The organism is Rouxiella sp. WC2420 (assembly GCF_041200025.1).
GTDB lineage: Bacteria > Pseudomonadota > Gammaproteobacteria > Enterobacterales > Enterobacteriaceae > Rouxiella.
Window position 1 is genome coordinate 4,312,779 of the sequence record NZ_CP165628.1, and the last position, 26,325, is coordinate 4,339,103.

Annotated in this window: 28 protein-coding genes; 11 read left to right on the top strand and 17 right to left on the bottom strand. The window is 48.6% G+C overall.

Going from position 1 to position 26,325, the window contains the following annotated elements:
• Positions 1 to 20: 20 nt before the first annotated feature.
• Positions 21 to 914 (bottom strand): N-acetylmuramic acid 6-phosphate etherase, encoded by an 894-nt coding sequence (murQ, locus tag AB3G37_RS19975; protein WP_369791002.1) that lies wholly within the window; start codon positions 912 to 914, stop codon positions 21 to 23.
• 123 nt (positions 915 to 1,037) lie between these two features.
• Here murQ and AB3G37_RS19980 point away from each other — a divergent pair, with 123 nt between their 5' ends.
• The 3 genes from AB3G37_RS19980 to AB3G37_RS19990 all read left to right on the top strand — a co-directional run bounded on the left by AB3G37_RS19980 (position 1,038) and on the right by AB3G37_RS19990 (position 4,392).
• A complete protein-coding gene (locus tag AB3G37_RS19980; protein WP_369788888.1) occupies positions 1,038 to 1,886 on the top strand; it encodes a MurR/RpiR family transcriptional regulator in 849 nt (282 codons plus the stop codon).
• Between the two features lie 141 nt (positions 1,887 to 2,027).
• On the top strand, positions 2,028 to 4,007 hold the full coding sequence (locus AB3G37_RS19985) for an acyltransferase family protein (protein ID WP_369788889.1): 1,980 nt from the start codon (positions 2,028 to 2,030) through the stop codon (positions 4,005 to 4,007).
• Positions 4,008 to 4,131: 124 nt separating this feature from the next.
• A complete protein-coding gene (locus AB3G37_RS19990; protein ID WP_369788890.1) occupies positions 4,132 to 4,392 on the top strand; it encodes a YfhL family 4Fe-4S dicluster ferredoxin in 261 nt (86 codons plus the stop codon).
• Positions 4,393 to 4,431: 39 nt separating this feature from the next.
• Here the strand turns inward: AB3G37_RS19990 and acpS are convergent, their stop codons facing one another.
• From acpS to AB3G37_RS20030, 8 genes are all read right to left on the bottom strand, one after another.
• Positions 4,432 to 4,812, bottom strand: coding sequence for a holo-ACP synthase (acpS, locus tag AB3G37_RS19995; RefSeq protein ID WP_009637010.1), 381 nt, complete (start codon positions 4,810 to 4,812; stop codon positions 4,432 to 4,434).
• On the bottom strand, positions 4,812 to 5,543 hold the full coding sequence (pdxJ, locus tag AB3G37_RS20000; protein WP_369788891.1) for a pyridoxine 5'-phosphate synthase: 732 nt from the start codon (positions 5,541 to 5,543) through the stop codon (positions 4,812 to 4,814). Before pdxJ ends, acpS begins: the two co-directional genes overlap by 1 nt.
• A gap of 100 nt (positions 5,544 to 5,643) precedes the next feature.
• Positions 5,644 to 6,381 carry a DNA repair protein RecO gene (gene recO / locus AB3G37_RS20005; RefSeq protein ID WP_009637008.1) on the bottom strand — a complete coding sequence of 246 codons (738 nt, stop codon included), beginning with the start codon at positions 6,379 to 6,381 and terminating at the stop codon, positions 5,644 to 5,646.
• Positions 6,382 to 6,392: 11 nt separating this feature from the next.
• Positions 6,393 to 7,298, bottom strand: coding sequence for a GTPase Era (era, locus tag AB3G37_RS20010; RefSeq protein WP_009637007.1), 906 nt, complete (start codon positions 7,296 to 7,298; stop codon positions 6,393 to 6,395).
• The gene (gene rnc / locus AB3G37_RS20015; RefSeq protein WP_009637006.1) at positions 7,295 to 7,975 is read right to left on the bottom strand and encodes a ribonuclease III; all 681 of its coding nucleotides are present in this window, start codon (positions 7,973 to 7,975) and stop codon (positions 7,295 to 7,297) included. Before rnc ends, era begins: the two co-directional genes overlap by 4 nt.
• Before the next feature lie 212 nt (positions 7,976 to 8,187).
• A complete protein-coding gene (gene lepB, locus AB3G37_RS20020; RefSeq protein WP_009637005.1) occupies positions 8,188 to 9,165 on the bottom strand; it encodes a signal peptidase I in 978 nt (325 codons plus the stop codon).
• 30 nt (positions 9,166 to 9,195) lie between these two features.
• Positions 9,196 to 10,995, bottom strand: coding sequence for a translation elongation factor 4 (gene lepA, locus AB3G37_RS20025; protein WP_009637004.1), 1,800 nt, complete (start codon positions 10,993 to 10,995; stop codon positions 9,196 to 9,198).
• Positions 10,996 to 11,132: 137 nt separating this feature from the next.
• Positions 11,133 to 12,032 carry a LysR family transcriptional regulator gene (locus tag AB3G37_RS20030; protein WP_369788892.1) on the bottom strand — a complete coding sequence of 300 codons (900 nt, stop codon included), beginning with the start codon at positions 12,030 to 12,032 and terminating at the stop codon, positions 11,133 to 11,135.
• A 114-nt stretch (positions 12,033 to 12,146) separates the two neighbouring features.
• Between AB3G37_RS20030 and AB3G37_RS20035 the strand changes: the two genes are divergently transcribed.
• The gene (locus AB3G37_RS20035; RefSeq protein ID WP_369788893.1) at positions 12,147 to 12,533 is read left to right on the top strand and encodes a carboxymuconolactone decarboxylase family protein; all 387 of its coding nucleotides are present in this window, start codon (positions 12,147 to 12,149) and stop codon (positions 12,531 to 12,533) included.
• 217 nt (positions 12,534 to 12,750) lie between these two features.
• A complete protein-coding gene (locus tag AB3G37_RS20040; RefSeq protein WP_369788894.1) occupies positions 12,751 to 13,572 on the top strand; it encodes a DUF6585 family protein in 822 nt (273 codons plus the stop codon).
• Between the two features lie 153 nt (positions 13,573 to 13,725).
• Here AB3G37_RS20040 and rseC read toward each other — a convergent pair whose 3' ends face one another.
• Genes rseC through rpoE form a run of 4 tightly spaced genes read right to left on the bottom strand, consistent with a single transcriptional unit; the run spans position 13,726 to position 16,436 of the window.
• Complete coding sequence (rseC, locus tag AB3G37_RS20045) at positions 13,726 to 14,205, bottom strand: SoxR-reducing system protein RseC (RefSeq protein WP_369788895.1); 480 nt, start codon at positions 14,203 to 14,205, stop codon at positions 13,726 to 13,728.
• Positions 14,206 to 14,226: 21 nt separating this feature from the next.
• Positions 14,227 to 15,183, bottom strand: coding sequence for a sigma-E factor regulatory protein RseB (gene rseB / locus AB3G37_RS20050; protein WP_009636999.1), 957 nt, complete (start codon positions 15,181 to 15,183; stop codon positions 14,227 to 14,229).
• Complete coding sequence (rseA, locus tag AB3G37_RS20055) at positions 15,183 to 15,830, bottom strand: anti-sigma-E factor RseA (RefSeq protein ID WP_369788896.1); 648 nt, start codon at positions 15,828 to 15,830, stop codon at positions 15,183 to 15,185. The genes rseB and rseA overlap by 1 nt, the downstream gene beginning before the upstream one ends.
• A gap of 30 nt (positions 15,831 to 15,860) precedes the next feature.
• Complete coding sequence (rpoE, locus tag AB3G37_RS20060; protein ID WP_009636997.1) at positions 15,861 to 16,436, bottom strand: RNA polymerase sigma factor RpoE; 576 nt, start codon at positions 16,434 to 16,436, stop codon at positions 15,861 to 15,863.
• A gap of 214 nt (positions 16,437 to 16,650) precedes the next feature.
• On the opposite strand from rpoE, the gene nadB reads away from it, so the two are divergent.
• Positions 16,651 to 18,285: an L-aspartate oxidase gene (gene nadB / locus AB3G37_RS20065; RefSeq protein ID WP_369788897.1), complete on the top strand. Its 1,635-nt coding sequence runs from the start codon at positions 16,651 to 16,653 to the stop codon at positions 18,283 to 18,285.
• On the opposite strand, the gene AB3G37_RS20070 is transcribed toward nadB, so the two are convergent.
• Positions 18,279 to 19,022: a tRNA1(Val) (adenine(37)-N6)-methyltransferase gene (locus AB3G37_RS20070; RefSeq protein WP_369788898.1), complete on the bottom strand. Its 744-nt coding sequence runs from the start codon at positions 19,020 to 19,022 to the stop codon at positions 18,279 to 18,281. The two genes, nadB and AB3G37_RS20070, sit on opposite strands and share 7 nt — an antisense overlap.
• Before the next feature lie 160 nt (positions 19,023 to 19,182).
• Here AB3G37_RS20070 and srmB point away from each other — a divergent pair, with 160 nt between their 5' ends.
• The gene (srmB, locus tag AB3G37_RS20075; protein ID WP_009636994.1) at positions 19,183 to 20,499 is read left to right on the top strand and encodes an ATP-dependent RNA helicase SrmB; all 1,317 of its coding nucleotides are present in this window, start codon (positions 19,183 to 19,185) and stop codon (positions 20,497 to 20,499) included.
• 440 nt (positions 20,500 to 20,939) lie between these two features.
• The gene (gene ung / locus AB3G37_RS20080; RefSeq protein WP_009636993.1) at positions 20,940 to 21,620 is read left to right on the top strand and encodes a uracil-DNA glycosylase; all 681 of its coding nucleotides are present in this window, start codon (positions 20,940 to 20,942) and stop codon (positions 21,618 to 21,620) included.
• A 90-nt stretch (positions 21,621 to 21,710) separates the two neighbouring features.
• On the opposite strand, the gene grpE is transcribed toward ung, so the two are convergent.
• The gene (gene grpE, locus AB3G37_RS20085) at positions 21,711 to 22,298 is read right to left on the bottom strand and encodes a nucleotide exchange factor GrpE (protein WP_009636992.1); all 588 of its coding nucleotides are present in this window, start codon (positions 22,296 to 22,298) and stop codon (positions 21,711 to 21,713) included.
• A 137-nt stretch (positions 22,299 to 22,435) separates the two neighbouring features.
• Here grpE and nadK point away from each other — a divergent pair, with 137 nt between their 5' ends.
• The 3 genes from nadK to bamE all read left to right on the top strand — a co-directional run bounded on the left by nadK (position 22,436) and on the right by bamE (position 25,528).
• Complete coding sequence (nadK, locus tag AB3G37_RS20090; protein ID WP_009636991.1) at positions 22,436 to 23,314, top strand: NAD(+) kinase; 879 nt, start codon at positions 22,436 to 22,438, stop codon at positions 23,312 to 23,314.
• A gap of 98 nt (positions 23,315 to 23,412) precedes the next feature.
• The gene (gene recN / locus AB3G37_RS20095) at positions 23,413 to 25,074 is read left to right on the top strand and encodes a DNA repair protein RecN (RefSeq protein WP_009636990.1); all 1,662 of its coding nucleotides are present in this window, start codon (positions 23,413 to 23,415) and stop codon (positions 25,072 to 25,074) included.
• 112 nt (positions 25,075 to 25,186) lie between these two features.
• Positions 25,187 to 25,528, top strand: coding sequence for an outer membrane protein assembly factor BamE (bamE, locus tag AB3G37_RS20100; protein WP_009636989.1), 342 nt, complete (start codon positions 25,187 to 25,189; stop codon positions 25,526 to 25,528).
• An 81-nt stretch (positions 25,529 to 25,609) separates the two neighbouring features.
• Here the strand turns inward: bamE and AB3G37_RS20105 are convergent, their stop codons facing one another.
• Both AB3G37_RS20105 and AB3G37_RS20110 read right to left on the bottom strand, forming a co-directional pair.
• Entirely contained in the window at positions 25,610 to 25,894 is a 285-nt protein-coding gene (locus AB3G37_RS20105; protein ID WP_009636988.1) for an RnfH family protein, read from the bottom strand.
• Complete coding sequence (locus tag AB3G37_RS20110) at positions 25,887 to 26,321, bottom strand: type II toxin-antitoxin system RatA family toxin (protein ID WP_009636987.1); 435 nt, start codon at positions 26,319 to 26,321, stop codon at positions 25,887 to 25,889. Before AB3G37_RS20110 ends, AB3G37_RS20105 begins: the two co-directional genes overlap by 8 nt.
• Positions 26,322 to 26,325 lie beyond the last annotated feature (4 nt).

Here is a 26,325-nt window from a genome sequence, read left to right on the forward strand (position 1 = left end):
TATTCTCCTGAAACTGGTTTTTACTCCACCAATGCCGCGCGCAGGAAGCCCTGATGCCGACTCAAACGTACGATCGCCTGCTCGGCATTGATTTGCGCGAGGATCATCAAAATAGCCGGTTTTACCTCAAACGCGGTTTGCTGCAAGGCCGCTTCAGCCTCGGCGCGCTGCGCTCCGGTAGCTTCGACCACAATGCGGCAGGCGCGATCCACCAGCTTGACGTTTGTCGCTTTCACATCGACCATCAGGTTCTGATACACCTTGCCAATTTTGACCATCGCGCCGGTCGAAATCATATTCAGCACCAGCTTCTGCGCGGTGCCTGATTTCAGGCGAGTGGAACCGGTTAGTGCTTCCGGTCCTACCACTGGCGAGATAGCAACCTGCGCCTCATGGGCAATCGGCGAATCTGGATTACAAGAGATAGCCACCGTGGCACAGCCCAGACTGTGAGCATAACGCAGCGCACCAATCACATAAGGCGTGCGTCCAGAGGCAGCCAGCCCGACCACAGTGTCGGCAGCAGTAAGATTGAGACTTTTTAAATCTTCGGCGCCAAGTTCAGCATTATCTTCAGCCCCTTCTACTGCTTTCAGTAAAGCACCCGGCCCACCGGCAATTAGCCCAATCACCATGCCGTGCGGTACGCCAAAGGTCGGCGGACACTCCGAAGCGTCAAGCACGCCAAGGCGTCCGCTAGTGCCAGCACCAAGGTAAATCAGTCGCCCATTGGCCATAAAGGATTTCGCGGCCAGTTCTACCGCCACGGCGATTTCCGGCAGTACTGCCTTGATAGCCAAGGGGACTTTACTGTCTTCCTCATTAAAGCAAGTGACCATTTCCAGCGTCGACATTTCGTCGAGGCGGGTAGTGGCAGCGTTACGGGTTTCAGATACAAGTGCGCCTAAATTCATCATGACCTCTGGAATATTTAATTCGAAATTCATTTCTCATATTTGAATAGTTTATTCAGCAAAGCGAGTTTTTTTTGCTAGCTTAGAGACATCAGGACATAACTTTCGACAGGACTCAGCATCATGAGCAGTATGATCCGCATCCGTCAGATGTACCCCCAGTTTGCTGAAAACGATAGGAAACTGGCCGATTTCCTTCTCGCCCAGCCGGACAAGGCGCGGCACTTAAGCTCGCAAAAATTGGCCGAGTTGGCAGGCGTTAGCCAGTCCGGGGTCGTCAAGTTTGCCCAGAAGCTGGGTTATAAAGGCTTTCCAGCGCTTAAACTGGCAATGAGCGAGGCGCTGTCTGTTCCGCAGACTGATGCGGCGGTCACTGTACATAACCGTATTCTTAGCACTGATAGTCTGTTGACGGTAGGCGAAAAGCTGCTGGCAGAGAAACACGCCGCCCTTCGCGCCACGCTGGATGTCAACAGTGAGCAGCGTTTGCAGCAGGCGCTGTTTATGCTCACGCAGGCACGAAAAATCATTATTGCCGGCATTGGCGCTTCAGGTCTGGTAGCAAAGGATTTTGCTTATAAATTGTTAAAGATTGGGCTAACGGCGATTGCCGAATCGGATACTCACGTGCTGCTGGCAACGGTTCAGGCGCTCAGTGAAGAGGATCTGTTGTTGGCAATTTCGTTTAGCGGTGAACGGAGGGAGATTAATCTGGCCGCCGAGGTGGCGCGCAAGGCCGGAGCGAAAACGCTGGCACTGACCAGCTTCTCCCCCAACACGCTGCAACAGCAAAGCGATCACTGCCTTTATACACTGGCAGAATTACCGGTAACGCGCGGCGCAGCAATTTCTGCCAGCACGGCACAGTATTCATTAACTGACATTCTGTTTATGGCGTTAATTCAGCAGGATACTGAAAAAGCGCCTGAAAGAATAAAACATAGTGAGGCTTTAGTTAAAAAAATCAGTTAATACTCAGATGAATTAAGGGATTATCAGGGTAAAATAAGGAAAAAGTGGCTTGTGTTGACCAATGTAAAAAATCCTTGCTGATATAATCTGCGTCTTAAATAAATATTTTGTATTTGTCAATTTATTGAACAAGGCGTAGAAATGAATTATCGCTCTGATATCGACGGGCTTCGTGCCATCGCGGTTTTATTTGTTTTATTTTTTCATGCGGGATTTACTTTCTTTTCATCAGGATTTATCGGTGTCGATATCTTTTTCGTGATTTCAGGGTATTTAATTACTTCAATAATTAACACTTCAATCAACAAAGGTAATTTTTCATTATCCGAATTTTATAGCCGTCGTCTTTGGCGACTGCAACCCTCATTTATTGCAGCACTCATTTTCACCATGATTATCGCTGTCATACTGTATTTACCAAGCGACTTCAAAGAATACATGACCAGCGCTAAATATGCTGCTTCATTTATGTCTAACATATATTCCGCCCGCAATGCTGTGCAATATGGCGCTGGCGATACCATGACCCATTTGCTACTGCACACTTGGTCTCTTTCTATTGAATGGCAATGGTATTTATTCCTGCCACCTGGGCTATTACTTGTCCATCGCTTTGTACCTAAAAGATTCATTGGTGTCATAACTATTGCCCTCACCCTATTAACGTTGATAATTTGCCTATTCCTTTCTGCACACTACCCGAGCAAAAGCTACTATTTCTTGAGCTGTCGCCTATTTGAACTAATGACGGGGAGTTGTTTAGCGGTTCTAAATTACCAAAAATTAAAACTTAACAAGCACCTTGGCTCTCTACTTGGTCTGGCCTCGCTAGCCACACTGGCTTATTGCACCACGCGGACGAATATTGTTTATGGTTACCCCAATTATACGAGTGTTATCGTATCAATAGCCGTCGCCGCATTGATTATTATTGGCAGTACGGGGAAAGGAGTTACCACCAAGTTACTGTCTAATCCCGTGCTGGTATTTATTGGTACACTTTCTTATTCACTATATCTCTGGCACTGGCCTATTTTTGCCACAGCACGTTATTTAGATATCAGAGAAAACGCCACTTTTATAGTAGTTTGTTTTGTACTAACAGGCATCACTGCTTACCTCTCTTTCATTTATATAGAAAAACCTTATCGTATTAAAAAAGTCGGCTTATTAAAAACGGTCATCTTGCTAGTCTTAACTCCCCTTATTATAACGATGCTGCTGCGCACTTTAGTAAGAAACAATGAAGGATTTACAGATCGCTTCGGTAAGGAGTACGCTACGGTTCTGGCTAAATCCAATGAACCCAACTCTGCTCAAAGAAAATATTGTTATGATATCAAAACAGATGGAGATAATAAAAAATGTATTATGGGTGATAATAAGGCAATAAAAACTGCCTTATTGATTGGTGATTCCCATGCTGGTCATTTCTTCAATTTCTTTAACATCCTGGGTAAAGATGCCCATCTGGCAATAACGACATTGAGCCGAGGTGCCTGTCTGTCACTGCCAAATTATTATCAGTTTCAAACTAGTGGTCAATACGATCAGATTAATTTCTCTTGTCACGATGAGTCAAAAAAATATTATGCCATGGTAAAAAACAAGAAATATAACTATATTATTATTGCTCAACGATGGGACTTGTACGGTGCTGATATCAGCACTAATGACAAGGGGAAAATTTATTCCGTTGTAGAATCTCGAGAAAAAATCTCTACAGCGCTTAATGAGGCGCTGGATATTATCGTCAAAGCGGGTTCAACTCCCGTGATTATGAAACAGATTGCTCCTCTAAACAGTCACTATCCCGGCTGTTTCAAGCAGCATACTATTTTAAGAACAGAATATATCCCTAATAGCTGTGAAACAGTGCCGATTAGAAACCAAAACACTGATTGGTTCATTCCTATTTTTAATCAGCTACAGGTCAAGTACCCTACCCTTATCTTTATCGACCCACAGGATGCAAGATGTAACGGCAAAAAATGCTTGATGGAGTTCGATGGCATCCCGCTTTTTGCAGATGATAATCATATTACCGCGTATGCATCACACAAGTTGGGCAAGCTGTATTTACAGATCAAAGGCAATCCACTGAAAGAAATTGCGGAATAAATTACCTTTCGATATCTGTTAACAGTGTTTTTATTGATCTATATCAGATTCCTGTCAGCTATCGGCGTAGGAAGAAATAGGGTTGCTATAATCCCTGCCCTTTTCTTCTGATGCCGAGAAAGTCATGGCGCTGCTAATTACTTATAAATGCATCAATTGCGACATGTGCGAGCCAGAATGCCCGAATCAGGCTATCACGATGGGCGATGAATTTTACCAGATTGACAGCGAGCGCTGTACAGAGTGTGTCGGCCATTACGATACGCCGACCTGCCAGAAAGTCTGCCCGATCGACCATACGATTATCATCGACCCGCAACGCCGCGAAGCCAATGACCAGCTGTGGGATAAATTTGTGCTGCTGCACCATTCCACAAAGCTTTGAGTCAGCAGAGTGATGCAGCTATAAAATCATCGTTAATCACTAGTTTTCGATGATAACCGTAGCACAGGCATAGTGACGTTCATCGGCCAGCGTCACGTGGACCGCTTTAACACCGAACTCAGCCACCATTTCCGCCGCGCGGTCGTGAAAAACCAGGCTCGGCTTGCCCAACGCGTCATTAACGACTTCAAACTGCTCAAACGCCAGACCGTTGCGAATACCCGTTCCCAGCGCTTTTGCCGCCGCTTCTTTGACCGCAAATCGCTTAGCCAGAAAACGTACCGGCTGCTGATGGTTAAGGTATAACTGCCATTCGTTGGCACTTAAAATACGCTTAGCCAGCCTGTCGCCACTGCGTTCAACTACCGCTTCGATGCGGATAATCTCGACAATATCGGTGCCCAGCCCAAGAATCGCCATTATCGGCGCGCTTCCCGCATCAAGGCTTTCATTTCACTGACTGCGCCGGCTAAACCGTCAAACACCGCCTGACCGATAATTGAGTGGCCGATGTTCAGTTCGTGCATTTCTGGCAGCGCAGCAATCGGCTGAACATTTTTATAGGTCAGACCGTGACCCGCATTAACCTTCAGGCCTTTCGATGCGGCATAGATGGCAGCATCTTTAATACGTTTAAACTCAGCATCACGATGAATGCCTTCTGGGGCTTCGGCGTAGGCACCGGTATGAATTTCAATATATGGCGCGCCGACAGCAACAGCGGCGTCAATCTGGCGCACGTCTGGGTCGATAAACAGAGAAACCAGAATGCCAGCCTGTGATAAGCGCTCAACCGCAAAGGTCATTTTGTCTTTCTGGCCAGCCACGTCCAGCCCGCCTTCGGTAGTCACTTCTTCGCGCTTTTCCGGTACCAGACAGCAGAAATGCGGTTTGATATCACAGGCAATACCGACCATTTCGTCAGTCACGGCCATCTCGAGATTCATGCGAGTCTGGATAGTTTCGCGCAGAATTCGCACGTCGCGATCGGTGATGTGGCGACGATCTTCGCGCAGGTGTACGGTGATACCGTCAGCGCCCGCCTGTTCAGCCACGAAAGCCGCCTGAACAGGATCCGGATACGCAGTACCGCGCGCGTTTCTCAGGGTCGCGATGTGGTCGATATTGACGCCCAACAGTAACTCAGCCATGAAACACTCCTAATTTTGTGATACCCATAAGGGTTCGAAACGCAGCAGAACTTAGCAGATATAGGCGGCAGTTTACACGCTTACGCGCACACAGACAAAATCAGTCGGTAGGATTTTCAGCAGCGGGTGCAGGTTTTTTCAATACAAACTGACGAAACAGTTCTCTGCTTTTCAGCGGCTTACCGCCAAGATAGGGTTTTAATGCGATGCGGGTGAAACGTTTGGCGGCGCGTAAAGTATTGGCATCGGGGAATTCACGGGTAGCGAGTGCCATCAGGTCACGACCGGTAAAACTAGTGTTGTCGATCACCAGGCTGGCGATAAAACCTTTCTCTTCACGATAACGATAAGTCATGGTTTCACTGACTTCTTCACCGCTGCCCGCGCAGTGCAAAAAATCCACGCCATAGCCAAGATGTTGCAGCAACGCCAGTTCAAACTGCCGTAAGGCGTGTTCAGGCGAGGTTGAGGCCGCGGCCAGGTTTTGCAGGCAGTGCAGGTAATCGAAAAACAGCGAGGAGTAGTTAGTTTCCTGTTCGAGCACGCGCGATACTAGCTCGTTGACGTACAGGCCGCTGTAAACGATTGAACCGGAAAGAGGGAGTGCCAGAGAAACCGCTTCAGCATTGCGCAGGGTTTTGACTTCACCCCGCCCGGTCCAACGGACCAGCAGCGGGGTAAACGGCTGCAAACAGCCTTTTAAATTGGATCGGCGGCCACGCGCACCTTTTGCCAGTATGCGCACCCGCCCTTGCCCTTCAGTGAACAAATCAACCATCAGGCTGGTTTCACTGTAAGGCCGCCCATGTAAGACAAATGCGCGTTGCCAGCCTTCCATAGGCGCAGACCTTATAAGTCGTCTACGTAACCCAGGCTACGCAGCGCACGTTCGTCATCTGCCCAACCGGATTTGACCTTAACCCACAGCTCAAGATGCACTTTCGCTTCAAACATGTTTTCCATGTCCTGACGTGCCTCGATACCGATAGTCTTGATCTTCGAGCCTTTATTACCGATAACCATTTTTTTCTGGCCTTCACGCTCAACCAGAATCAAACCGTTAATGTCGTAGCCGCCACGTTCGTTAGTCACGAAACGCTCGATTTCTACGGTCACGGAATAAGGCAGTTCTTCCCCGAGGAAACGCATCAGCTTTTCACGAATGATCTCTGACGCCATAAAGCGCTGAGAACGGTCGGTGATGTAATCTTCCGGGAAATGATGAATCGCTTCTGGCAGCTGCTTGCGAACCAGAGCAGCGATAGTGTCAACGTTAGTCCCTTTTTCGGCAGAAATAGGCACGATATCGGCGAAGTTCATCTGCTCGCTCAAGAATTGCAGGTGCGGCAACAGCTTGGCTTTGTCAGTGACATTGTCGATTTTGTTGATAGCCAGTATCACCGGGCTTTTCAGGTCACGCAATTTGTTGACGACCATCTCGTCGTCGGGGGTCCAGTGAGTTCCTTCAACGACGAAGATAACCAGCTCCACGTCGCCAATTGAACTGCTTGCTGCACGGTTCATCAGGCGGTTGATCGCTCGTTTTTCTTCCATGTGAAGCCCAGGGGTATCGACGTAGATAGCCTGGAATGGACCTTCGGTATGGATACCCATAATCCGGTGACGCGTGGTTTGTGGTTTGCGAGAAGTGATGGAGATTTTCTGCCCCAACAGTTCATTCAGCAAGGTCGATTTACCGACGTTAGGACGGCCGACGATTGCTACAAAACCACAGTAATTCTTTTCTTCGCTCATTCAAGCTCCAGCTGTATCAGCGCTTGTTCCGCTGCCGCCTGCTCGGCTTTACGGCGGCTTGATCCGGTTCCTACAACCGGTTGACTCAAGCCACTGACCTGGCAGTGGATGGTAAACTCCTGATCGTGCGCTTCACCGCGAACCTGCACGACCAGATAAGAAGGCAACGGCAGATGACGACCTTGCAAAAACTCCTGTAAACGGGTTTTCGGGTCTTTCTGCTTATCACCGGGACTGATTTCATCGAGACGACTACGGTACCATTCGAGGATCAGCCTTTCGACGTTCTGAATATCGCTATCCAGGAACACGCCGCCAATGAGTGCCTCCACCGTATCCGCGAGAATAGACTCACGGCGGAAACCACCACTTTTCAATTCGCCTGGGCCCAAACGCAAACACTCGCCCAAATCGAATTCACGCGCCATTTCAGCCAGGGTATTACCGCGCACCAATGTTGCACGCATCCGGCTCATATCGCCCTCGTCTACGCGAGGAAAGCGATGATACAGCGCATTTGCAATAACAAAACTGAGGATCGAGTCTCCAAGAAACTCCAATCGCTCGTTGTGCTTGCTGCTGGCGCTGCGGTGAGTCAGTGCCTGCAATAAAAGCTCCTGCTGTTGAAAAGTGTAGCCCAGCTTTCGCTGAAGCCTGTTTATTACGATGGGATTCATGAGTTACCAATAGATCAAGAATGCGTCAAAAACTTCAGCATACGGAACAGGCCTGCTTCACCAAAAATCGATCCAAAGCTGTTTCGTTTGCAGTAGCTCCCTTTATTTTAAAAAGAGGGTCGCCAACTTTTATCGCTCGAAGGGATATTCTACAACGAGTGGAATAATAATGCTGCGTTAATATGCCCGCCCCTTGCAGGACGGGCATAATATTAATGAATTCCACCAATACGGCTAATCCGGATGCCCGTTGGCCATTCGCCTTCTTGCTTCTTAAAGCTCATCCAAATACCTGATGCTCTGCCTACCAGATCTTTTTCCGGCACAAAGCCCCAATAACGGCTGTCAGCGCTGTTATCGCGGTTATCACCCATCATGAAATAATGACCGGCGGGAACAACCCAGGTTGCCAGCGGTTGACCAGGTTGTTGGTAATAAGCACCAAGCTGATCGCGAGCGCCGGGAACAATAAGAATATTATGAGTAACCCCCCCCAGATTTTCTTTACGCGCAATCAGACGAACGCCGTCCTGTGGGACTGGAGCCGTAGGATCCGTTTCATAGAAACCACTGGTAGCCTCACTGCCAGAAGACTGGCCGAAGGTCTGCACAAAATTGCTCGGTTCATTAGGAGTATAAGTAATCGGCAGCGCTTTATCACACGCCTGACCATTATCACACGCCGGTTGAACGGTAACTTCTTTACTCATTGGATCGTAAGTTATGCGGTCACCCGGCAAACCCACCAGACGCTTAATATAATCCACTTGAGGATTCAGAGGATATTTAAACACCACGACATCACCACGTTTCGGCTCACCGGTAGGGATAAGCTTGGTCTGGGTAATCGGATCTTTAAGTCCATAAGCGTATTTTTCGACCACAATAAAGTCGCCAATAAGCAGCGTCGGCATCATTGAGCCTGATGGGATCTGGAAAGGTTCGTAAATAAAGGAACGAACAACAAATACCACCAGCAATACCGGAAATACGGAAGCACAAGTTTCTACCCAGCCCGGCTGTTTAGCAGCCTTGCTCAGGGTTTTGTCGTCCACCGCACCCGCCGTTTCAACTTTCAGGCGAGCAATTTTCTCCCGACGCGCAGGAGCCAGTTTAAAACGATCCAAACACCAGATTATCCCGGTTACCAGCGTTGCAACTGCCAGTATCAGGGCAAACATGTTAGCCATTCCTACTCCTTGACAAACTAATTCAAAGACTTACTTACTGTCTTTACCGACATGCAGAATAGCCAGGAACGCTTCCTGTGGTAACTCAACGTTACCCACCTGCTTCATGCGTTTCTTACCATCTTTCTGTTTCTGCAAAAGTTTCTTCTTACGGCTAACATCGCCGCCGTAGCACTTGGCCAGAACGTTTTTACGCAGCTGTTTCACGGTCGCACGGGCAATAATGTGGTTGCCGATAGCCGCCTGAATGGCGATATCAAATTGCTGACGCGGGATCAGCTCTTTCATTTTTTCGACCAGATCGCGACCACGGTAATGCGAGTTGTCGCGGTGCGTGATCAGTGCCAGGGCATCAACACGCTCACCGTTGATTAAAACATCAACACGTACCATGTCAGAAGCCTGGAATCGTTTGAAATTGTAATCAAGTGACGCATAACCGCGTGAGGTGGATTTCAGTCTGTCAAAGAAATCCAGCACGACTTCGGCCATTGGAATTTCATAAGTCAGCGCTACCTGGTTTCCGTGGTAAACCATGTTGGTCTGCACGCCACGCTTCTCGATACACAGGGTGATCACACTGCCGAGGTATTCCTGAGGCATCAGCATGTGACACTCGGCGATAGGCTCGCGCAGCTCTTCGATGTTGTTCAGCGCTGGCAGCTTGGAAGGGCTATCAACGTAGACGGTTTCACCCGCGGTGGTAACAACTTCATACACAACCGTTGGCGCAGTAGTGATCAGCTCAAGGTCGTATTCACGCTCAAGGCGTTCCTGAATAATTTCCATGTGCAGCAAGCCCAGGAAACCACAGCGGAAGCCGAAGCCCAGCGCGGTAGAACTTTCTGGCTCATAGAACAACGAAGCGTCGTTCAGGCTCAGCTTGCCCAGTGCGTCACGGAAGTTTTCGTAATCGTCAGAGCTGATTGGGAACAGGCCTGCGTAAACCTGTGGTTTAACCTTTTTGAAGCCCGGCAGCGCTTTGTCAGCTGGATTACGGGCCAGAGTCAAAGTATCGCCCACCGGAGCACCGAGGATGTCTTTAATCGCACAGACCAACCAGCCAACTTCGCCACAGTGCAGCACGTCTTTATCGACACGTTTAGGAGTGAAAATCCCCAGACGATCGGCATTGTAAGTTTGGCCGGTGCTCATCACCTTGATTTTGTCGCCTTTGCGCATAGTGCCGTTTTTGATACGGACAAGAGACACAACGCCAAGGTAGTTATCAAACCACGAGTCGATGATCAGCGCCTGAAGTGGTGCTTCAGGATCACCCTCCGGAGCCGGGATATCACGCACCAGACGTTCAAGAATATCAGGCACGCCAACGCCCGTTTTTGCCGAGCAGCGCACGGCATCAGTGGCGTCAATGCCAACGATGTCTTCAATTTCCTGAGAAACGCGGTCAGGATCGGCAGCCGGCAGGTCGATTTTGTTCAAAACCGGCACAACTTCAAGATCCATTTCCATCGCGGTGTAGCAGTTAGCCAGTGTCTGAGCTTCTACGCCCTGACCTGCGTCAACCACCAGCAATGCGCCTTCACAGGCTGCAAGCGAACGAGAAACTTCATAGGAGAAGTCCACGTGTCCCGGCGTATCGATAAAGTTGAGGTGATAGGTTTCACCGTTCAGCGCTTTATAATCCAGCGTTACGCTCTGGGCTTTGATGGTGATGCCGCGCTCACGTTCAAGATCCATAGAATCGAGGACCTGAGCGGCCATTTCACGATCGGACAAACCGCCGCAAATTTGGATGATACGGTCAGAAAGTGTCGACTTGCCGTGGTCAATGTGGGCAATAATGGAGAAGTTTCTTATGTTCTTCATTTATAGATGATTTTCTCTAATTGATAGCGCTTAAAACTTTTTCATGGACACAGCATCAGCTTTAATTGCCAAACTGCCCACGCAAATATGGGCGCATCTTACACTGTATGCCGGTTACACGAAAGGATGCGATAGCTTTACAGTGTTTTCCGAGCGGCAAGTTGTGACACTAAAAAATCGATAAACGTGCGTATTTTAGGTGTAGGGGACCGGTCTGCAAGAGTCAGCAGATAAACTGGCTTGGGCAATGGAGAATAATTTTGCAAAACGGGAATCAATCGTTCGGAATTAATATCTTCAGCCAGTAAAATCTCAGGTTGCATAATAACGCCTAACCCACTGATCGCGGTCGTTCTTAGCGCTTCTCCATTGTTAACTGACAAAGCCAGATTAACCGGCACACTAATTGGCCCATCCAACCCCTGTAACAGCCATTCATTTCCTGCAACAGGGTGAGCAAACCCCAGGCAGCGATGATTAACGAGATCGGCTGGCACGCTCAAGGGCCCATTTTTTTCGAGATAGTGGGGGGCGGCGCAGATTATTGATCGATAAGGCATCAAAGGTCTGGCTATCATTGAAAATACGTTCTGCAACTCACCAATTCTAATCATCATATCGGCGCGCTCATCGATCATATCCAACGGCTTGTCGCTGAGAATGAGATCAACCGTTACATCGGGATAAAGTTTCCGATACTTTTCCAAAATCGGCGCAATAGAATGCACTCCCAATGACACAGGGGAAATGATCCGTAAAACGCCTCTGGGTATGGGCGTCTGGCTTTCAGCCATCGCCTCGGCATGACTGATCTCCAACAGAATTTGCTTGCTCTTCTCATAATAAAATAGCCCGAACTCAGTGAGGCTTTGTCGACGCGTGGTCCTGTTGAGCAAGCGCACGCCAAGCAGTCTTTCCAGCGATTGCACATGTAAACCCACCATAGTTCCGGTGATGCCTAACTCGTTCGCAGCCGCAGTAAAGCTCCCCCGCTCAACAACTTGAACAAACACCATCATGCTTTCCAGCTTATCCATACTTTATAATCACACCTCAATTGGCAAGCCATCCTTGGTAATTATCCAACTATAACGTCGTTTATCTGCGCTGCCCAACCGAGTTTAATTAAACCTCAACAACGGGAGAAAAAGATGATCATCAATCCACAGCAGTATCAGCAAGGGCTGGAGTTATTTAACTCACTTTATGGCGATGGCGCGGGGGAGGCTTTAAGGAGTGATATGGCAGACTTATGTCCGGATTTCACCGATATTTCTATCGAATGGGCAATGGGTGGAATTCTTGCGAGGCCCGGGCTCGATCTTATTACTCGGGAGCTGGTCGTTATTGCGGCCTGCGTCACTCTGGGGCACGCAACGCCACAGTTGCGTGCTCATGCACAGGCGGCACTGAATGCGGGTGCATCAAAAGAGCAAATTATCGAGTCCATCCTGCAAATTTTATTCTATGCCGGAGGAGCTGCGGTGCGAAATGCACTGGTCAACATTCGTGATATTGTCGGGAAATCTAACCAATAACTTGAATTATATCATTTTGAATTATTAGATTTAATCCTATTCCTCCGCCCTGGAAGCACTCTCGACAGATTAGGAAAATGCTCATTTACTGGGCGGGGGAAATACCATTAACTAACTGTTATAAAAAATAAAGTTGTCTGACGTAGTGCTTAAATTAATTATTAAATAATTTAACTGTTTACCCTATTTTAAAACAATCGGTCACAAGGTTAATGTCATGATCAATGAAGGTCGGCTGCTCAGCCGGCATGGTTTTGCAAAAGCAAACTCGTGGATCACCCTAGTCCTCGCAACGCTACTTATGATAGCCGGGGCGGTGCAGCTTGTTTTTTTGCTAACATTAGGAAAGTCCGGCTATTTCGAACAACACGCCATTCTAATGTCAACCATCTTCAGCATTTCTTTAGGCACAATTCTTATTATTTTGCGGCAGTTCATTAAGCCAAGACAAATATTCCAACTCTATGAAAATGGAGTTTTAGTTATTTCAAAACCTGACAACAAAAATAAATTTATTCCGTTCGAAAGAATAAGTGATATTTACCGTTACCGTACCGGAAAATATACCCGAAAAATATTAAACACCATGGCATTTCGCGAAAGTTCGGAAAAGCCGTGGTATAAAATCTCGCCGAATATCGCCCATGCCGATCGCCTGATTGAAGTAATTAAAAATGAACAACTGCTATTGCGCGGCCCGCAAGCGCTCGTTACCCTGGCGCATGACGGAGAGGTAGGATTTAGCTACATAAATGAAAGCAAGAGCCGTATCAGGCACTTTCTTCGTGGTAATTTTTTACTAATGAGTGAGAAAAAGCTGCGGCTATCTGCACGTACGCTAGATTCTGACGATGGGCACCACATTCCGATTGAAGAAGTACATTTTATTAGCGGCGGCAGCAACAGCCAAACTATCAAGCTGCTGGATATGCACGGCAGGTCGCTATTTTCAGTGCCCTACACTTCTCTTTTCAGTGCCGATCTGTTCATCGCCTTGATCGAACATATGATCCAGAACCGCATCCCAATCCGCAGCTAGGCAACCCGTTTCTCAAGCCAATTATCTCGACGATGATACAAAAAACGCCTTATGCAGAGCACAAGGCGTTTTTTGTATCATCGGAGATTTCAGGCAGGTTTGAATAAGTTCTTGCTGAATTCATCTCAGACGAAGAGAAAATTTTGAGCAGATTTAGCGCGGCAATTCAGTTGATTCTGGCTGAAAGCGAAAAGCGTTCGGAGGTAAGCCAACCTGCAGTATTACTGGCTGATAAGCTTCTTTTTCGGCAACCTTGGCGGCAAAAAATCTCGCAATAAGGAAGCCAAGCGCCCCACCGGCTATCGCGCCAATCAACGCGTAAACATCTGCCTTCAACAGCGATTGCAGAACACCACCGCCAACAATCACACCAAACAGCGGCGTCATGTACACCAACAGTGCAGAGCGAAGCATTGCGCCTTCAGTGATGCCTAATTCAACCTTCTGACCAGGTTCAAGCTGTTCGGCACTGTTAACTTGCAGATTATGCTCAGTTTGTGGCCCCAGCTCGTTAAGAACGCGAGAACCACAGCCCGAACGCGAATGACAGCTGCTGCAACCTGCCTGCGTTTCACAACGCAGTTCTGCAACGCCATTTTGCCACGAAACTACGGTGGCCCATTCTTTCATCATCGCTGCTATCCTACTGTTACGCTATTGTCCGGAGAAGACAATACTATCAGAAATTCGCTTAGCTGTGGAAGGTGGCAACTCGCCAACTACGGTTATCTCATCGCCGTTGCGAACATCGGTTTCAACCGTTCTTCTCCCCTGCCGGACTATTTGCCCACTGGTCGCGTCAGTGGCAGCATTTACGTTAATCGAGAAGCTGAATACGCCATCGCTATAAAGTCTTGATTCGATGCTGACGGGCAGATTTGGCAAGTTTCGTTTACTGCGCGAAACTTCTTTCACCCCTTCTGGCAGCCATTTTGGCTCCCAGTTGAATTGTGTTTTGCTTGCATCCGGGATACTTAATACTGGCGGTAATTTCGCTTTATCAAGGCCGTTGAAAGCCTCGGCAACAGCGGGATCAACGGTAATGGAAATCACGCGAAACTGCTCAAGAGTTTCACCATCTTTATCCAGCAAATCAACGCGCAGAGGCAGCTTGTTTTCCTCATCAATCCAGACAATATAACTGAATCGAGTGCCGTCACGGGAAACTACGCGAATCACTTCACAGTTACGATCAACGGCTCGTGCACGGCCTACCGAAATAAAGTCATAGTATTTAGATAGCGTTGGAATGTCGCTGAATGCCAGCTCTGGCAGAGAATCAACAATATGATCGCCGGTCAAAGTGAAAGGCTGGAGTCCCGTTTCAAAATAGCTGATGTCTTTGCCACGCTGCACAACTTCGCGGCGAGGGCCATCCATCAGAAGCAGATCACCGAGCTGCACTCCTTGCGATTTTGCGTGACGATAACGATATGAATCAATGCCTTGCTTTGTGATATTGATAAAGGCAATTTCATAGTTCAATGACTGACCGGCATTGCTCATCTGTTGCAACAACGCCTCGGGAGCAGATTGAGTCTCAGCCGAGGCGGTGTGGGTGGCGAGCAAACTGCATGTCATTAAGGAAACAGCGTACCAAATTTGCTTCATTACTGCGTTTGCGTTCCTAAAGACTGGTTACCAGGGACTTGAATAGCGGCCTGTTGTGGCACAATCGAGTCTAGCTGAAGTTGATCGGTATGCAATCTACGCTGCAGCTCATAATCCTGCAAAATAGCATTGATGCGCTTACGCTGCTCTTGCATATTTTGCGGGCCACTAACCGTGCTGCCTTCATTTGGCACACCGAAACTGACAGGAGAAGCTTTCCCCATCATCGGAAGCGTGTTGAAAGCCGGAGTTTCAGGCGACGCGCCGGTCGCATTCTGCTGACCATAATGTTGCACGCCGACGATAACAGCCAATGATACACAAGCGGCAACGCCGACCTGAGTTATCTGGCTCGCCCACGGGCGGACCTTGTGCCAGAAAGGCATCTTCTGCCAGGTATGTGGCATCGGTTGCGATTCTTTTGCTGCACCAGGTACAAGCCTGGCAGGTTCATTTGCCAAAGCAGCAGCCACTCTGTCTGCGATGTCCAGATGCACAACAGTTCCCATGTCACCGCGCATTGAATCACGGATCAGGTGATAACTCTGCCAACTTTCCTGAAGCTTTTTATCAATTGAAAGCGAACTTAACAGTTCGGAATCAACAGCCTCACCATCCATCAGAGCCGAAAGCTTTTCTTTCTGCATGCCTTAGTACCCTTTAAGTATCCGCCATCGCTAACGCTGAATCAGCGGTTGAACTTTATTATCAATAGCTTCTCGAGCACGGAATATGCGCGATCTCACCGTGCCCACCGGGCAATCCATGATGGCGGCTATCTCTTCATAGCTCAAACCATCTAACTCCCTCAGGGTAATTGCCATCCGCAAATCCTCAGGAAGCGCTTCAATAGTCCGAAAAACAATCTGTCTCAATTCCTCTGACAACATTAAGTTCTCAGGGTTCGAAATTTCTTTTAGCGCACCGCCATTTTCGAAGTTTTCAGCTTCATTGGCATCAACATCACTTGAAGGTGGACGGCGACCCTGTGCGACTAAATAGTTCTTGGCCGTGTTAACGGCGATACGGTAAAGCCAGGTATAAAAAGCGCTATCTCCGCGGAAAGAGTCTAGTGCACGATAGGCTTTTATGAATGATTCTTGAACCACGTCAGGCACGTCGCCTTGTGGAACGTAGCGGGAAACAAGGCTCGCCACCTTATGCTGGTAGCGAACAACCAGTAAATTGAACGACTTTTGATCACCTTTCTGGACCCGCTCGACCAGAACCTGATCTGCTAACTGCTCGCTCATTCGAGGTAATCTCTCCCCAAAGCCATCTCCACGCTAAAAGTCGTACTGCCAGCTATCATCATTATTTTCCTGAGCAAGTACCTGCTTGGAGTTCAAACAGAATGTTAAGTTCCATAAAACACAAAGTTTTTAAACTGTTGGTTGCGCACGTGGCTTTTGCCAGTCCATTTAGGCTAACATGAATTTCCCTCTTCTTCCGCAAACATCATACGTTATGCAACCTTCATCAGACTTTGTTAGTGATGTATTGATTATTGGAAGTGGCGCAGCAGGCTTGTCACTCGCTTTACGCCTTGCCGACCACTGTAAAGTCACCGTACTTAGCAAAGGGCCGCTGAATGAAGGCTCTACGTTCTATGCCCAGGGTGGCATTGCTGCCGTTTTTGATGAAACCGACAGCATCGCCTCTCACGTCGACGATACACTCATCGCCGGCGCTGGACTGTGCGATAAAGAAGCCGTCGAATTCATTGCCAGCAACGCCAAACACTGCGTTGAATGGCTGATTAACCAGGGCGTACTCTTTGACACAGAAACCGGCAAAAGTTCAGATGAACGCTATCACCTGACCCGGGAAGGGGGCCACAGCCATCGCCGTATTTTGCATGCTGCTGATGCTACTGGTAAAGAAGTAGAAACCACGTTAGTGGGGAAAGCAAGGTCCCACCCCAATATTAGCGTAAAAGAGCGATATAACGCGGTTGATTTAATTACCTCAAGCAAACTCGGACTGCCCGGCACTCAACGAGTAGTCGGTGCCTATGTATGGAATCGTGAGATCGAACAAGTTGAAACGCTTCGTGCCAAAGCGGTAGTTCTGGCAACCGGCGGCGCAGCAAAAGTTTATCAATATACGACGAACCCGGACGTCGCTTCAGGTGATGGTATTGCAATGGCCTGGCGTGCTGGTTGTCGTGTCGCCAATCTCGAATTCAATCAGTTTCATCCAACCTGTCTTTTTCATCCGCAGGCGCGTAATTTTCTGCTGACCGAGGCACTGCGCGGAGAAGGGGCCTATCTTAAACGTCCTGACGGCACGCGATTTATGCCCGATTTTGATCCACGTGGCGAACTTGCACCGCGTGATGTCGTTGCCCGCGCCATCGATCATGAAATGAAACGTTTGGGTGCCGACTGCATGTATCTGGATATCAGCCATCGCCCGCCTGAGTTCATCAAGCATCATTTCCCAATGATTGACGAAAAGCTGCTGTCGTTGGGCATTGATCTCACTCGCGAACCGATCCCGATTGTTCCTGCTGCACATTATACCTGTGGCGGAGTGATGGTTGACCAGCACGGCAGAACCGATCTCGACGGGCTTTATGCTATCGGCGAAGTCAGCTATACCGGATTGCACGGTGCGAACCGGTTAGCATCAAACTCTTTGCTCGAATGCCTGGTGTACGGCTGGTCGGCTGCCGAAGATATTCTGGAGCGGCTGCCGCGCACAAAAATGCCGAAAAGTTTACCGGCATGGGATGAAAGCAAAGTCGATAACTCAGATGAGAAAGTCGTCATCCAGCACAACTGGCACGAACTGCGACTATTTATGTGGGACTATGTAGGCATTGTGCGCACCACCAAAAGACTGGAACGTGCCCTGCGTCGTATCAATACTCTTCAACACGAAATTGACGAGTATTACGCTAATTTCAGGATTTCTAATAATTTACTTGAGCTACGTAATCTGGTTCAGGTTGCCGAACTGATTGTACGCAGCGCGATGGCAAGAAAAGAGAGCCGTGGATTGCACTTTACTCTCGACTATCCTGACCTGCTAGAGAACTCGCAACCAACCATTCTGCAACCATTAATCCTCATGAATAAATCAGGAAAAAATCAGTAGTTCAGATAGAAATCAGCAATCAGTTCTCGGAACTCCGTGCTGTAGACGTTAAGCTGCTCGCGGAGAGCCAGTTCGTGATGCTCAGGCTCTCGCCACTGTTTTGACAAAGCCAGAAGCATGCGATTTAACGGTTTTCCCGGCCGGTCACGAATATCTATCCGCGCCCGGGTATGCCAAGCCTGTTGCTGCGCTGACTGTTCAAATGCCAGTCCAATTTCAAAGGGTAAAACCACGCAAAACGTTCCTGCCGCGGTAATAAGTTGCTCGGCACAGCGCAGCAATGCGTCATGAGTTAACGTTTCGGTATACCGCGCGGCGTTGCGTGCTTGATCCCGACAGGCGACCGCAGACTCAAAATAAGGCGGATTACTCACGATTAAATCGTATTGATGAGCACTGCGCCGGGAAAAATGGTTTATGTCTTCGGCAAAAATTCTCAGGCGTTGTTGCCACGGAGACTCGGCGAAATTCTCCAGAGCCTGACTGGCGGCCTCACTTTCCAGCTCGACGGCATCCACCAATACCTCTTCCGCAGTTCGCTGCGCCAACATCAATGCCACCAGCCCCGTTCCGCTACCGATGTCAAGAATGCGAGAAGCCTGACTTATCGGTGCCCAGGCACCGAGCAGTACGCCGTCGGTTCCGACTTTCATCGCACAGCGATCGTGAGCGACAAAAAATTGTTTAAAAGTGAACCCATTACGGCGCAAAGGCTTGTTGGTGGCGGCTTCTGTCACTACGCTTTCCTGTGATAATTACCCGAGAGTCGGGGTACTAATGTCATAATGGCGTAAGCATAAGACAAAGCCTTGCGGAGTAAAAGCGAGCCTTTACGCTTAAATAGGTGAAGATCGCGGCCAACACGTCTATAATCGGCGCCCCAAGTAGAGGTAGACCATGACTGTAACGAATTTTTCCGAACTCGAACTCGATGAACGCCTAATCGAGGCACTGACCGATAAAGGCTATAGCCGCCCGACTGCTATTCAGGCAGAGGCCATTCCGCCCGCGATGGACGGACGCGATGTGTTGGGTTCGGCGCCTACCGGCACCGGCAAGACCGCAGCATTTTTGTTGCCCGCGCTGCAACACTTGCTGGACTTTCCGCGTAAAAAGTCTGGTCCACCGCGTGTCTTGATTTTGACGCCAACCCGCGAGCTGGCAATGCAGGTGGCTGATCAGGCCCGTGAACTGGCAGCACATACCGATTTAGACATCGCCACAATTACCGGCGGTGTAGCGTATATGAATCACGCAGAAGTCTTCAGCGAGAATCAGGATATCGTCGTCGCCACCACTGGCCGTTTGCTTCAATACATTAAAGAAGAAAACTTCGACTGCCGCGCGATTGAAACACTGATCCTCGACGAAGCCGACCGCATGCTCGACATGGGCTTTGCGCAGGATATCGAAACCATTTCTGCAGAAGCCCGCTGGCGCAAACAGACATTGCTGTTTTCTGCAACGCTGGAAGGCGAAGCTATTCGCGAATTTGCCGAACGCATTCTGACTGAACCGGTTGAGATTGAAGCTGACCCCTCACGCCGCGAGCGCAAGAAAATCCTGCAATGGTATTATCGCGCAGATGATTTGAAGCATAAAACCGCTCTGCTGTGCCATTTACTGAAACAAGAAGACGTGACCAAGTCCGTTATCTTTGTGCGTAAGCGCGAGCGTGTTCACGAGCTGGTAGGCTGGTTACGTGAAGCTGGGATCAACTCTTGCTACCTTGAAGGCGAGATGGTTCAGGTTAAACGTACCGAAGCAGTTAAACGCATGGTTGAAGATCGCGTTAATGTATTGGTTGCGACCGATATCGCCGCACGCGGTCTGGATATCAACGATATCAGCCACGTTTTCAACTTCGATATTCCGTTGACCGCAGATACCTACCTGCATCGCATTGGCCGAACGGGTCGCGCAGGACGTAAAGGCACGGCGATCTCTCTGGTAGAAGCGCATGACCACCTGCTGCTGGGTAAAATCGAGCGTTATCTCGATCAGCCTCTGAAATCTCGTGTCATCGACGAGCTGCGCCCAACAACCAAGGCTCCTAGCGCGAAAACAACCGGCAAACCTTCCAAGAAGGTGCTGGCCAAGCGTAAAGAGAAGCAGAAGCAAGAGAGCGAGAAATCCAAGGTTAAGGTTAAAGTACGCCATCGTGATGCTAAAAACGTTGGTAAGCGCCGCAAGCCGAATACTGAAGCAAGCTAAGCGTTAATTGATTGCCTCATACTTAAAACCCTGCCACATGGCGGGGTTTTCTATTTCTAGAGCAATGAAAACTGAAAATAAGCCAAAAAAAATCCCGGCCGTATTAAGCTAGCCGGGACGCGCGATAATAGCGCTAACACCAATGGAATATCTTAAACTGCGTAGACCGAGCCAAGATAAATAACTCATCGTGTTAACGCTATGAAGAATAAATGATTTAACTCTGAGTTTGTTCTGAGATCTTAAATTTGCTCATATTTAATCTGAGGAGAATCTGAGTTTTTGTGATTATCGGGCCATATTGCGCGATTTTCCCTTGAATAGCAGCACACAAAGAAAGAGTGTCGATAAAAACTAATTCAGGGTTGCAGACAGTATCGCTGACGGGCCTGAAAAGGTAAGCTACGCGCATTGAAATTACGGATAGATGGAGAGCGCATATGGCGGCCCCACTCACCTGGCACGATGTAATTGGCCAGGAAAAACAGCAGAATTACTTTGTGGATACTCTTAAATTTGTTGCTGCCGAGCGTGCAGCAGGCAAAACAATTTATCCACCGCAGGAAGAGGTTTTCAACGCTTTCCGCTCGACGGAATTCTCACAGGTTAAGGTCGTTATACTGGGGCAAGATCCTTATCATGGCCCGAACCAGGCTCACGGATTGTCATTCTCGGTTAAACCCGGGATCCCTGCACCTCCATCTCTAGTTAATATTTACAAAGAGTTGACTACGGATATTCCTGGTTTCGTGCGCCCTGGTCATGGATATTTACAAAGTTGGGCCGATCAGGGTGTTTTGTTACTCAACACCGTGCTCACTGTTGAAGCTGGTCAGGCGCATTCCCATGCAAAACTGGGCTGGGAAGCCTTCACCGATAAAGTCATTGCAATGCTCAACACCCATCGTGAGGGGGTTATTTTTCTGCTTTGGGGATCTCACGCACAGAAAAAGGGCAGCATTATCGACCAGGTTCGCCATCGAGTGTTGAAAGCCCCACACCCTTCCCCGCTTTCGGCACATCGTGGTTTTTTGGGATGTCAGCATTTCTCGACTGCCAACCAGCTGCTGGAAGAGCAAGGCCTGGAGCCCATCGACTGGATGCCGCAGCTCCCGAAATAGTCACCCCGCGAGATAGCAAAAAGGCACCCGAGGGTGCCTTTAGTGTTTGCCTGATCGCATCTAACTCACGATGAACCAGCTTTTGGTGACTTAAGCTTTCGCTTTAGAAACCGCAACCATCGCAGGACGCAGCAAGCGACCGTTAAGGGTGTAACCCTTTTGCATCACCATGATTACATGGTTTGGAGCAAGCTCTTCGGACTCCATCAGCGTCATTGCCTGATGCAGTTCCGGGTTAAACGGTACATGAACGTCAGCAACCACTTCCAGACCAAACTTGCGCACAGCATTGATCAGGGATTTCAGTGTCAGATCAACACCTTCGATAAGAGAAGTCAGTTCGGCGTTGGATTTGTCAGCCAGATCCAGTGCACGCTCCAGGTTGTCGATTACCGGCAGCAGCTCGCCTGAAAACTTCTCAAGGGCAAATTTATGCGCTTTTTCGATATCCAGCTCGGTACGACGGCGAAGATTCTCGATTTCTGCCTTCGCACGCAGCAAACTATCACGCTCGCGTTGCTGGGCATCTTTCAGCTCAGCTTCCAATTCAGCAATACGTGCATCACGCGGGTCAACGACGTCAGCCGCCTCAGTTTCCGCTTCCGCATGCAGCTCTTGTTCCTGATTCAGTTCATCCGAGGCTTGCTCGTTAGGCGTCTTATGTTCTTTACTACTCATGAATATCTCCGCGTTTTAGCTTTAGTCTTGCTAGTTGGCTTATTATGGGGATCAAAACCGGGGATTCAAGGCCTGTTATCTCATTTACAAGCCATACTCCAGGTGTCATACATGCGGTATCGAGGATAACCAAAGCAATGAATAAAAAATTTGAGTGTATCGGGATTGTTGGACACCCTCGCCATCCTTCCGCTCTGGCTACCCATGAGATGCTGTATCACTGGCTGGTGTCAAAAGGTCATCAGGTGATTGTCGAGCGTCAGGTGGCGCAGGAGCTGTCTCTGGAGGGCGCACAAACCGGTACGCTGGCTGAGATTGGCAAACTTGCCGATCTCGCTGTGGTAGTAGGCGGTGACGGGAATATGCTAGGTGCAGCCAGAGTTTTGGCGCGTTATGACATAAAAGTTATTGGAATTAACCGCGGGAATTTGGGCTTTCTTACCGATTTGGACCCCGACAACGCATTGCAGCAGCTTGATGACGTCTTAAAGGGCGAATATATCAGCGAACAGCGTTTCCTGCTTGAGGCGATGGTTCGCTGTGGTGAAAAACAGTGCCGCGTGAGCACTGCTATCAACGAAGTTGTACTTCATCCGGGCAAAGTCGCGCACATGATCGAATTCGAAGTGTATATCGATGACCGCTTCGCGTTTTCCCAGCGTTCTGATGGCTTGATTATTTCAACGCCGACCGGCTCGACGGCCTATTCACTTTCTGGTGGCGGCCCAATACTGATGCCGACTCTGGACGCGATAGCGCTGGTACCGATGTTCCCGCATACCTTGTCGGCCCGACCGCTGGTAATTAACAGCACCAGTACGATTTGCCTACGTTTTTCACACATGAGCACAGATCTTGAAATCAGCTGTGATTCACAAATCGCCCTGCCCATCCAGCAAGGGGAAGAGGTCATAATCAAGCGAAGCGACTATCATCTGAATTTGATACATCCAAAAGACTACAGCTATTTCAATACATTGAGCACAAAACTTGGCTGGTCTAAAAAATTATTCTGATTTTTTTCTGATTTCAGATGATCAGGGCTTTACTGTATATAAAACCAGTTTATACTGTATGAAATTACAGGTCTGTTGTTATATACAGGAAGGTGATCATGCTAGCGCAATTAACCATCAATAACTTTGCCATTGTTCGCGAGTTAGAAATTGATTTTCATGCGGGTATGACGGCAATAACCGGTGAAACCGGTGCAGGTAAATCCATCGCCATTGATGCTCTGGGTCTCTGTTTAGGCAGCAGAGCCGATGGCAATGCGGTTCGTCTGGGCACTAGCCGGGCAGATGTTTGCGCGCGCTTTACGCTGGCAGATACACCTTCCGCCAAACAATGGCTCATCGATAATCAGCTTGATGAAGGCCACGACTGCATTCTGCGACGTACCATCAGTGCAGACGGGCGTTCTCGTGGCTTTATTAACGGAACGCCCGTTCCGTTGTCACAGCTGCGTGAACTCGGCCATCACCTGATTCAGATTCATGGCCAGCATGCTCATCAGATGCTGGTTAAGCCTGAACATCAAAAACAGCTCTTGGATGCCTACGCGGCACAGTCATTTTTACTGTCACAGATGCGGACCGCATACCAAAACTGGCACCAAAGCTGCCGCTTGCTCGCGCAGTTTCAGCAACAAGTCACTGAACGTGAGTCGCGCCGTCAATTGCTGCAGTATCAGTTGAAAGAGCTAAACGAGTTTTCTCCAGTTCAGGGGGAATACGAGCAAATTGACGAAGAATACAAACTTCTGGCTAACAGTGGACAACTACTGTCTCTCAGCCAGAGCGCACTGTATTTACTCAGCGACGGTGAGAATCAAAACATCAGCAGCCTGCTTTACACTGCCAAAAACAAGCTGACGGAACTGGCAGAGCTTGACCCAAAAATGAATGATTTGATCATCATGTTGGATGATGCGTCAATTCAAATCAGCGAAGCCAGCGATGAACTACGCCATTACAGCGAACGGCTTGAAATGGATCCAAACCGTTTATTCGAGCTGGAACAGCGACTTTCACGCCAAATGGCATTAGCGCGTAAGCACCATGTCACGGCCGAAGAGTTACCTGAGTTGCATCGTCAGCTGCTTGAAGAACAAAAGGCGCTGGACGATCAAGAAACCAATCAGGCAGAACTCAGCGAAGCCGTGCAGGTTCACCATCAGCAGGCGATTGAAATTGCTCGAGCTCTGCACGATCAGCGTCAGCATTTTGCCGACGAGTTAACCCAGCTGATTACGCAAAGCATGCAAACCCTCTCAATGCCTCACGGGAAATTTAATATTCAGGTACAGTTTGTGCCAGAGAATTTGAGCATTGAAGGCGCTGACCGTATCGAGTTCCAGGTCACTACCAACCCGGGTCAACCATTACAGGCACTGGCGAAGGTAGCCTCAGGCGGTGAGCTTTCACGCATCGCTCTGGCGATTCAAGTGATTACCGCGCAAAAAATGGAAACCCCGGCGCTAATTTTCGATGAAGTCGATGTCGGTATCAGTGGCCCAACCGCTGCGATTGTCGGTAAACTACTGCGCCAGTTAGGTGAGTCCACGCAGGTGATGTGTGTTACTCACTTACCTCAGGTTGCCGGTTGCGGACATCAGCACTATTTCGTCAGTAAAGAAACCGATGGCGAAGTAACTGAAACGCAGATGAACCGGTTAGATAAAAAAGCGCGTTTGCAGGAACTAGCTCGTCTGTTGGGCGGGAGTGAAGTGACAAGGAACACCCTTGCCAATGCAAAAGAGTTGTTAGCAGCGTAAAAACCTCAACTTTTTTACATTTCAGCGGTCATACTGGTGCCCTGCAAAGGTTTCAAACTGATGAAAGGTCGATTATCATCGGCATCTTATGCCCTAAAGGAATGTAAAGACTATGCGCTGTAAAACGCTAACTGCCGTCGCTGGAGTACTACTGATGCTGACTGCCGGTTGTTCCACTATTGAGAAGGTAGTTTATCGTCCTGATATCAATCAGGGAAACTACCTGGCTCCTGCTGATGTACAGAAGATCCACACCGGGCTGACCAAGCAACAGGTTGCTTATATTCTGGGTACTCCATTGATGGATGATCCATTCGGCAACAATACCTGGTTCTACGTGTTCCGTCAGGAGCCAAGCCATTCTGGCGTGACTCAGCAGACCCTGACTCTGACCTTCAACGAGGCTGGCGTGCTGATTAATATTGTTAACAAGCCAAAATTAGACAACCAGTAATCCTGAATTTTCCAGACTGATGCTCCAAAGCATCTGGCAAGGATCCTTTTCAGGGTAAAAAAATAAGGCGCTCATAGCGCCTTATTTTTTAGAGCGTTCAGCTCTTATTCTGCGAAGCTCTTTCGGGTCCGCAATCAATGGCCGATAAATTTCAACTCGGTCACCATCACTGACAGCATCCCCCAGCTTTACAGGTCGACTATAGATACCCACTTTATTAACTTTAAGATCTATCTCTCGACGTAACTCCAGCAAACCTGAAGCCTGAATAGCCTGCTCGACACTGCTGCCTTCAACAAGGCGCACCGTTTTCAGATACTGACGTTCAGGTAAGGCATAAACCACCTCAACGGAAACTTCAGACACTGTAAACCTCTTTCGCTCGTTGCGTAAAAGCTTGAACCATACTGCCTGCAAGCTCTTTGAAAATCTTGCCGAATGCCAATTCAATTAATTTGTTAGTGAACTCAAAATCCAGGTTCAACTCAACTTTGCAGGCTTCAGGGCTAAGCGGCGTAAAATTCCAGCCCCCCAACAATTTACGGAATGGCCCGTCGACAAGTTGCATATCGATGCTCTGATTGCTGGTTAACGTGTTTTTAGTGGTAAAGGTTTTGCTGATACCCGCTTTTGCCACATCTACCGCAGCAACCATTGTGTTATCAGTTTTATCCAATACACGACTCCCCGTACAGCCAGGAAGAAATTTAGGATAAGCATCCACGTCGTTTACCAGAGAGTACATCTGTTCTGCGCTGAATGGGACGAGCGCAGAACGGCTTATATGAGGCATATCA

Excerpts from the sequence above, each read along its gene's own strand:
- AB3G37_RS20110 (WP_009636987.1), bottom strand. The coding sequence starts at position 26,321 with ATGCCTCATATAAGCCGTTCTGCGCTCGTCCCATTCAGCGCAGAACAG.
- recN (WP_009636990.1), top strand. The coding sequence starts at position 23,413 with ATGCTAGCGCAATTAACCATCAATAACTTTGCCATTGTTCGCGAGTTA.
- srmB (WP_009636994.1), top strand. The coding sequence starts at position 19,183 with ATGACTGTAACGAATTTTTCCGAACTCGAACTCGATGAACGCCTAATC.
- rseC (WP_369788895.1), bottom strand. The coding sequence starts at position 14,205 with ATGATGAAAGAATGGGCCACCGTAGTTTCGTGGCAAAATGGCGTTGCA.
- lepB (WP_009637005.1), bottom strand. The coding sequence starts at position 9,165 with ATGGCTAACATGTTTGCCCTGATACTGGCAGTTGCAACGCTGGTAACC.
- AB3G37_RS20035 (WP_369788893.1), top strand. The coding sequence starts at position 12,147 with ATGATCATCAATCCACAGCAGTATCAGCAAGGGCTGGAGTTATTTAAC.
- AB3G37_RS19980 (WP_369788888.1), top strand. The coding sequence starts at position 1,038 with ATGAGCAGTATGATCCGCATCCGTCAGATGTACCCCCAGTTTGCTGAA.
- bamE (WP_009636989.1), top strand. The coding sequence starts at position 25,187 with ATGCGCTGTAAAACGCTAACTGCCGTCGCTGGAGTACTACTGATGCTG.
- recO (WP_009637008.1), bottom strand. The coding sequence starts at position 6,381 with ATGGAAGGCTGGCAACGCGCATTTGTCTTACATGGGCGGCCTTACAGT.
- rpoE (WP_009636997.1), bottom strand. The coding sequence starts at position 16,436 with ATGAGCGAGCAGTTAGCAGATCAGGTTCTGGTCGAGCGGGTCCAGAAA.
- rseB (WP_009636999.1), bottom strand. The coding sequence starts at position 15,183 with ATGAAGCAAATTTGGTACGCTGTTTCCTTAATGACATGCAGTTTGCTC.
- AB3G37_RS20030 (WP_369788892.1), bottom strand. The coding sequence starts at position 12,032 with ATGGATAAGCTGGAAAGCATGATGGTGTTTGTTCAAGTTGTTGAGCGG.
- era (WP_009637007.1), bottom strand. The coding sequence starts at position 7,298 with ATGAGCGAAGAAAAGAATTACTGTGGTTTTGTAGCAATCGTCGGCCGT.
- acpS (WP_009637010.1), bottom strand. The coding sequence starts at position 4,812 with ATGGCGATTCTTGGGCTGGGCACCGATATTGTCGAGATTATCCGCATC.
- rnc (WP_009637006.1), bottom strand. The coding sequence starts at position 7,975 with ATGAATCCCATCGTAATAAACAGGCTTCAGCGAAAGCTGGGCTACACT.
- pdxJ (WP_369788891.1), bottom strand. The coding sequence starts at position 5,543 with ATGGCTGAGTTACTGTTGGGCGTCAATATCGACCACATCGCGACCCTG.
- nadB (WP_369788897.1), top strand. The coding sequence starts at position 16,651 with ATGCAACCTTCATCAGACTTTGTTAGTGATGTATTGATTATTGGAAGT.
- AB3G37_RS19985 (WP_369788889.1), top strand. The coding sequence starts at position 2,028 with ATGAATTATCGCTCTGATATCGACGGGCTTCGTGCCATCGCGGTTTTA.
- grpE (WP_009636992.1), bottom strand. The coding sequence starts at position 22,298 with ATGAGTAGTAAAGAACATAAGACGCCTAACGAGCAAGCCTCGGATGAA.
- AB3G37_RS19990 (WP_369788890.1), top strand. The coding sequence starts at position 4,132 with ATGGCGCTGCTAATTACTTATAAATGCATCAATTGCGACATGTGCGAG.
- ung (WP_009636993.1), top strand. The coding sequence starts at position 20,940 with ATGGCGGCCCCACTCACCTGGCACGATGTAATTGGCCAGGAAAAACAG.
- lepA (WP_009637004.1), bottom strand. The coding sequence starts at position 10,995 with ATGAAGAACATAAGAAACTTCTCCATTATTGCCCACATTGACCACGGC.
- nadK (WP_009636991.1), top strand. The coding sequence starts at position 22,436 with ATGAATAAAAAATTTGAGTGTATCGGGATTGTTGGACACCCTCGCCAT.
- murQ (WP_369791002.1), bottom strand. The coding sequence starts at position 914 with ATGAATTTAGGCGCACTTGTATCTGAAACCCGTAACGCTGCCACTACC.
- rseA (WP_369788896.1), bottom strand. The coding sequence starts at position 15,830 with ATGCAGAAAGAAAAGCTTTCGGCTCTGATGGATGGTGAGGCTGTTGAT.
- AB3G37_RS20040 (WP_369788894.1), top strand. The coding sequence starts at position 12,751 with ATGATCAATGAAGGTCGGCTGCTCAGCCGGCATGGTTTTGCAAAAGCA.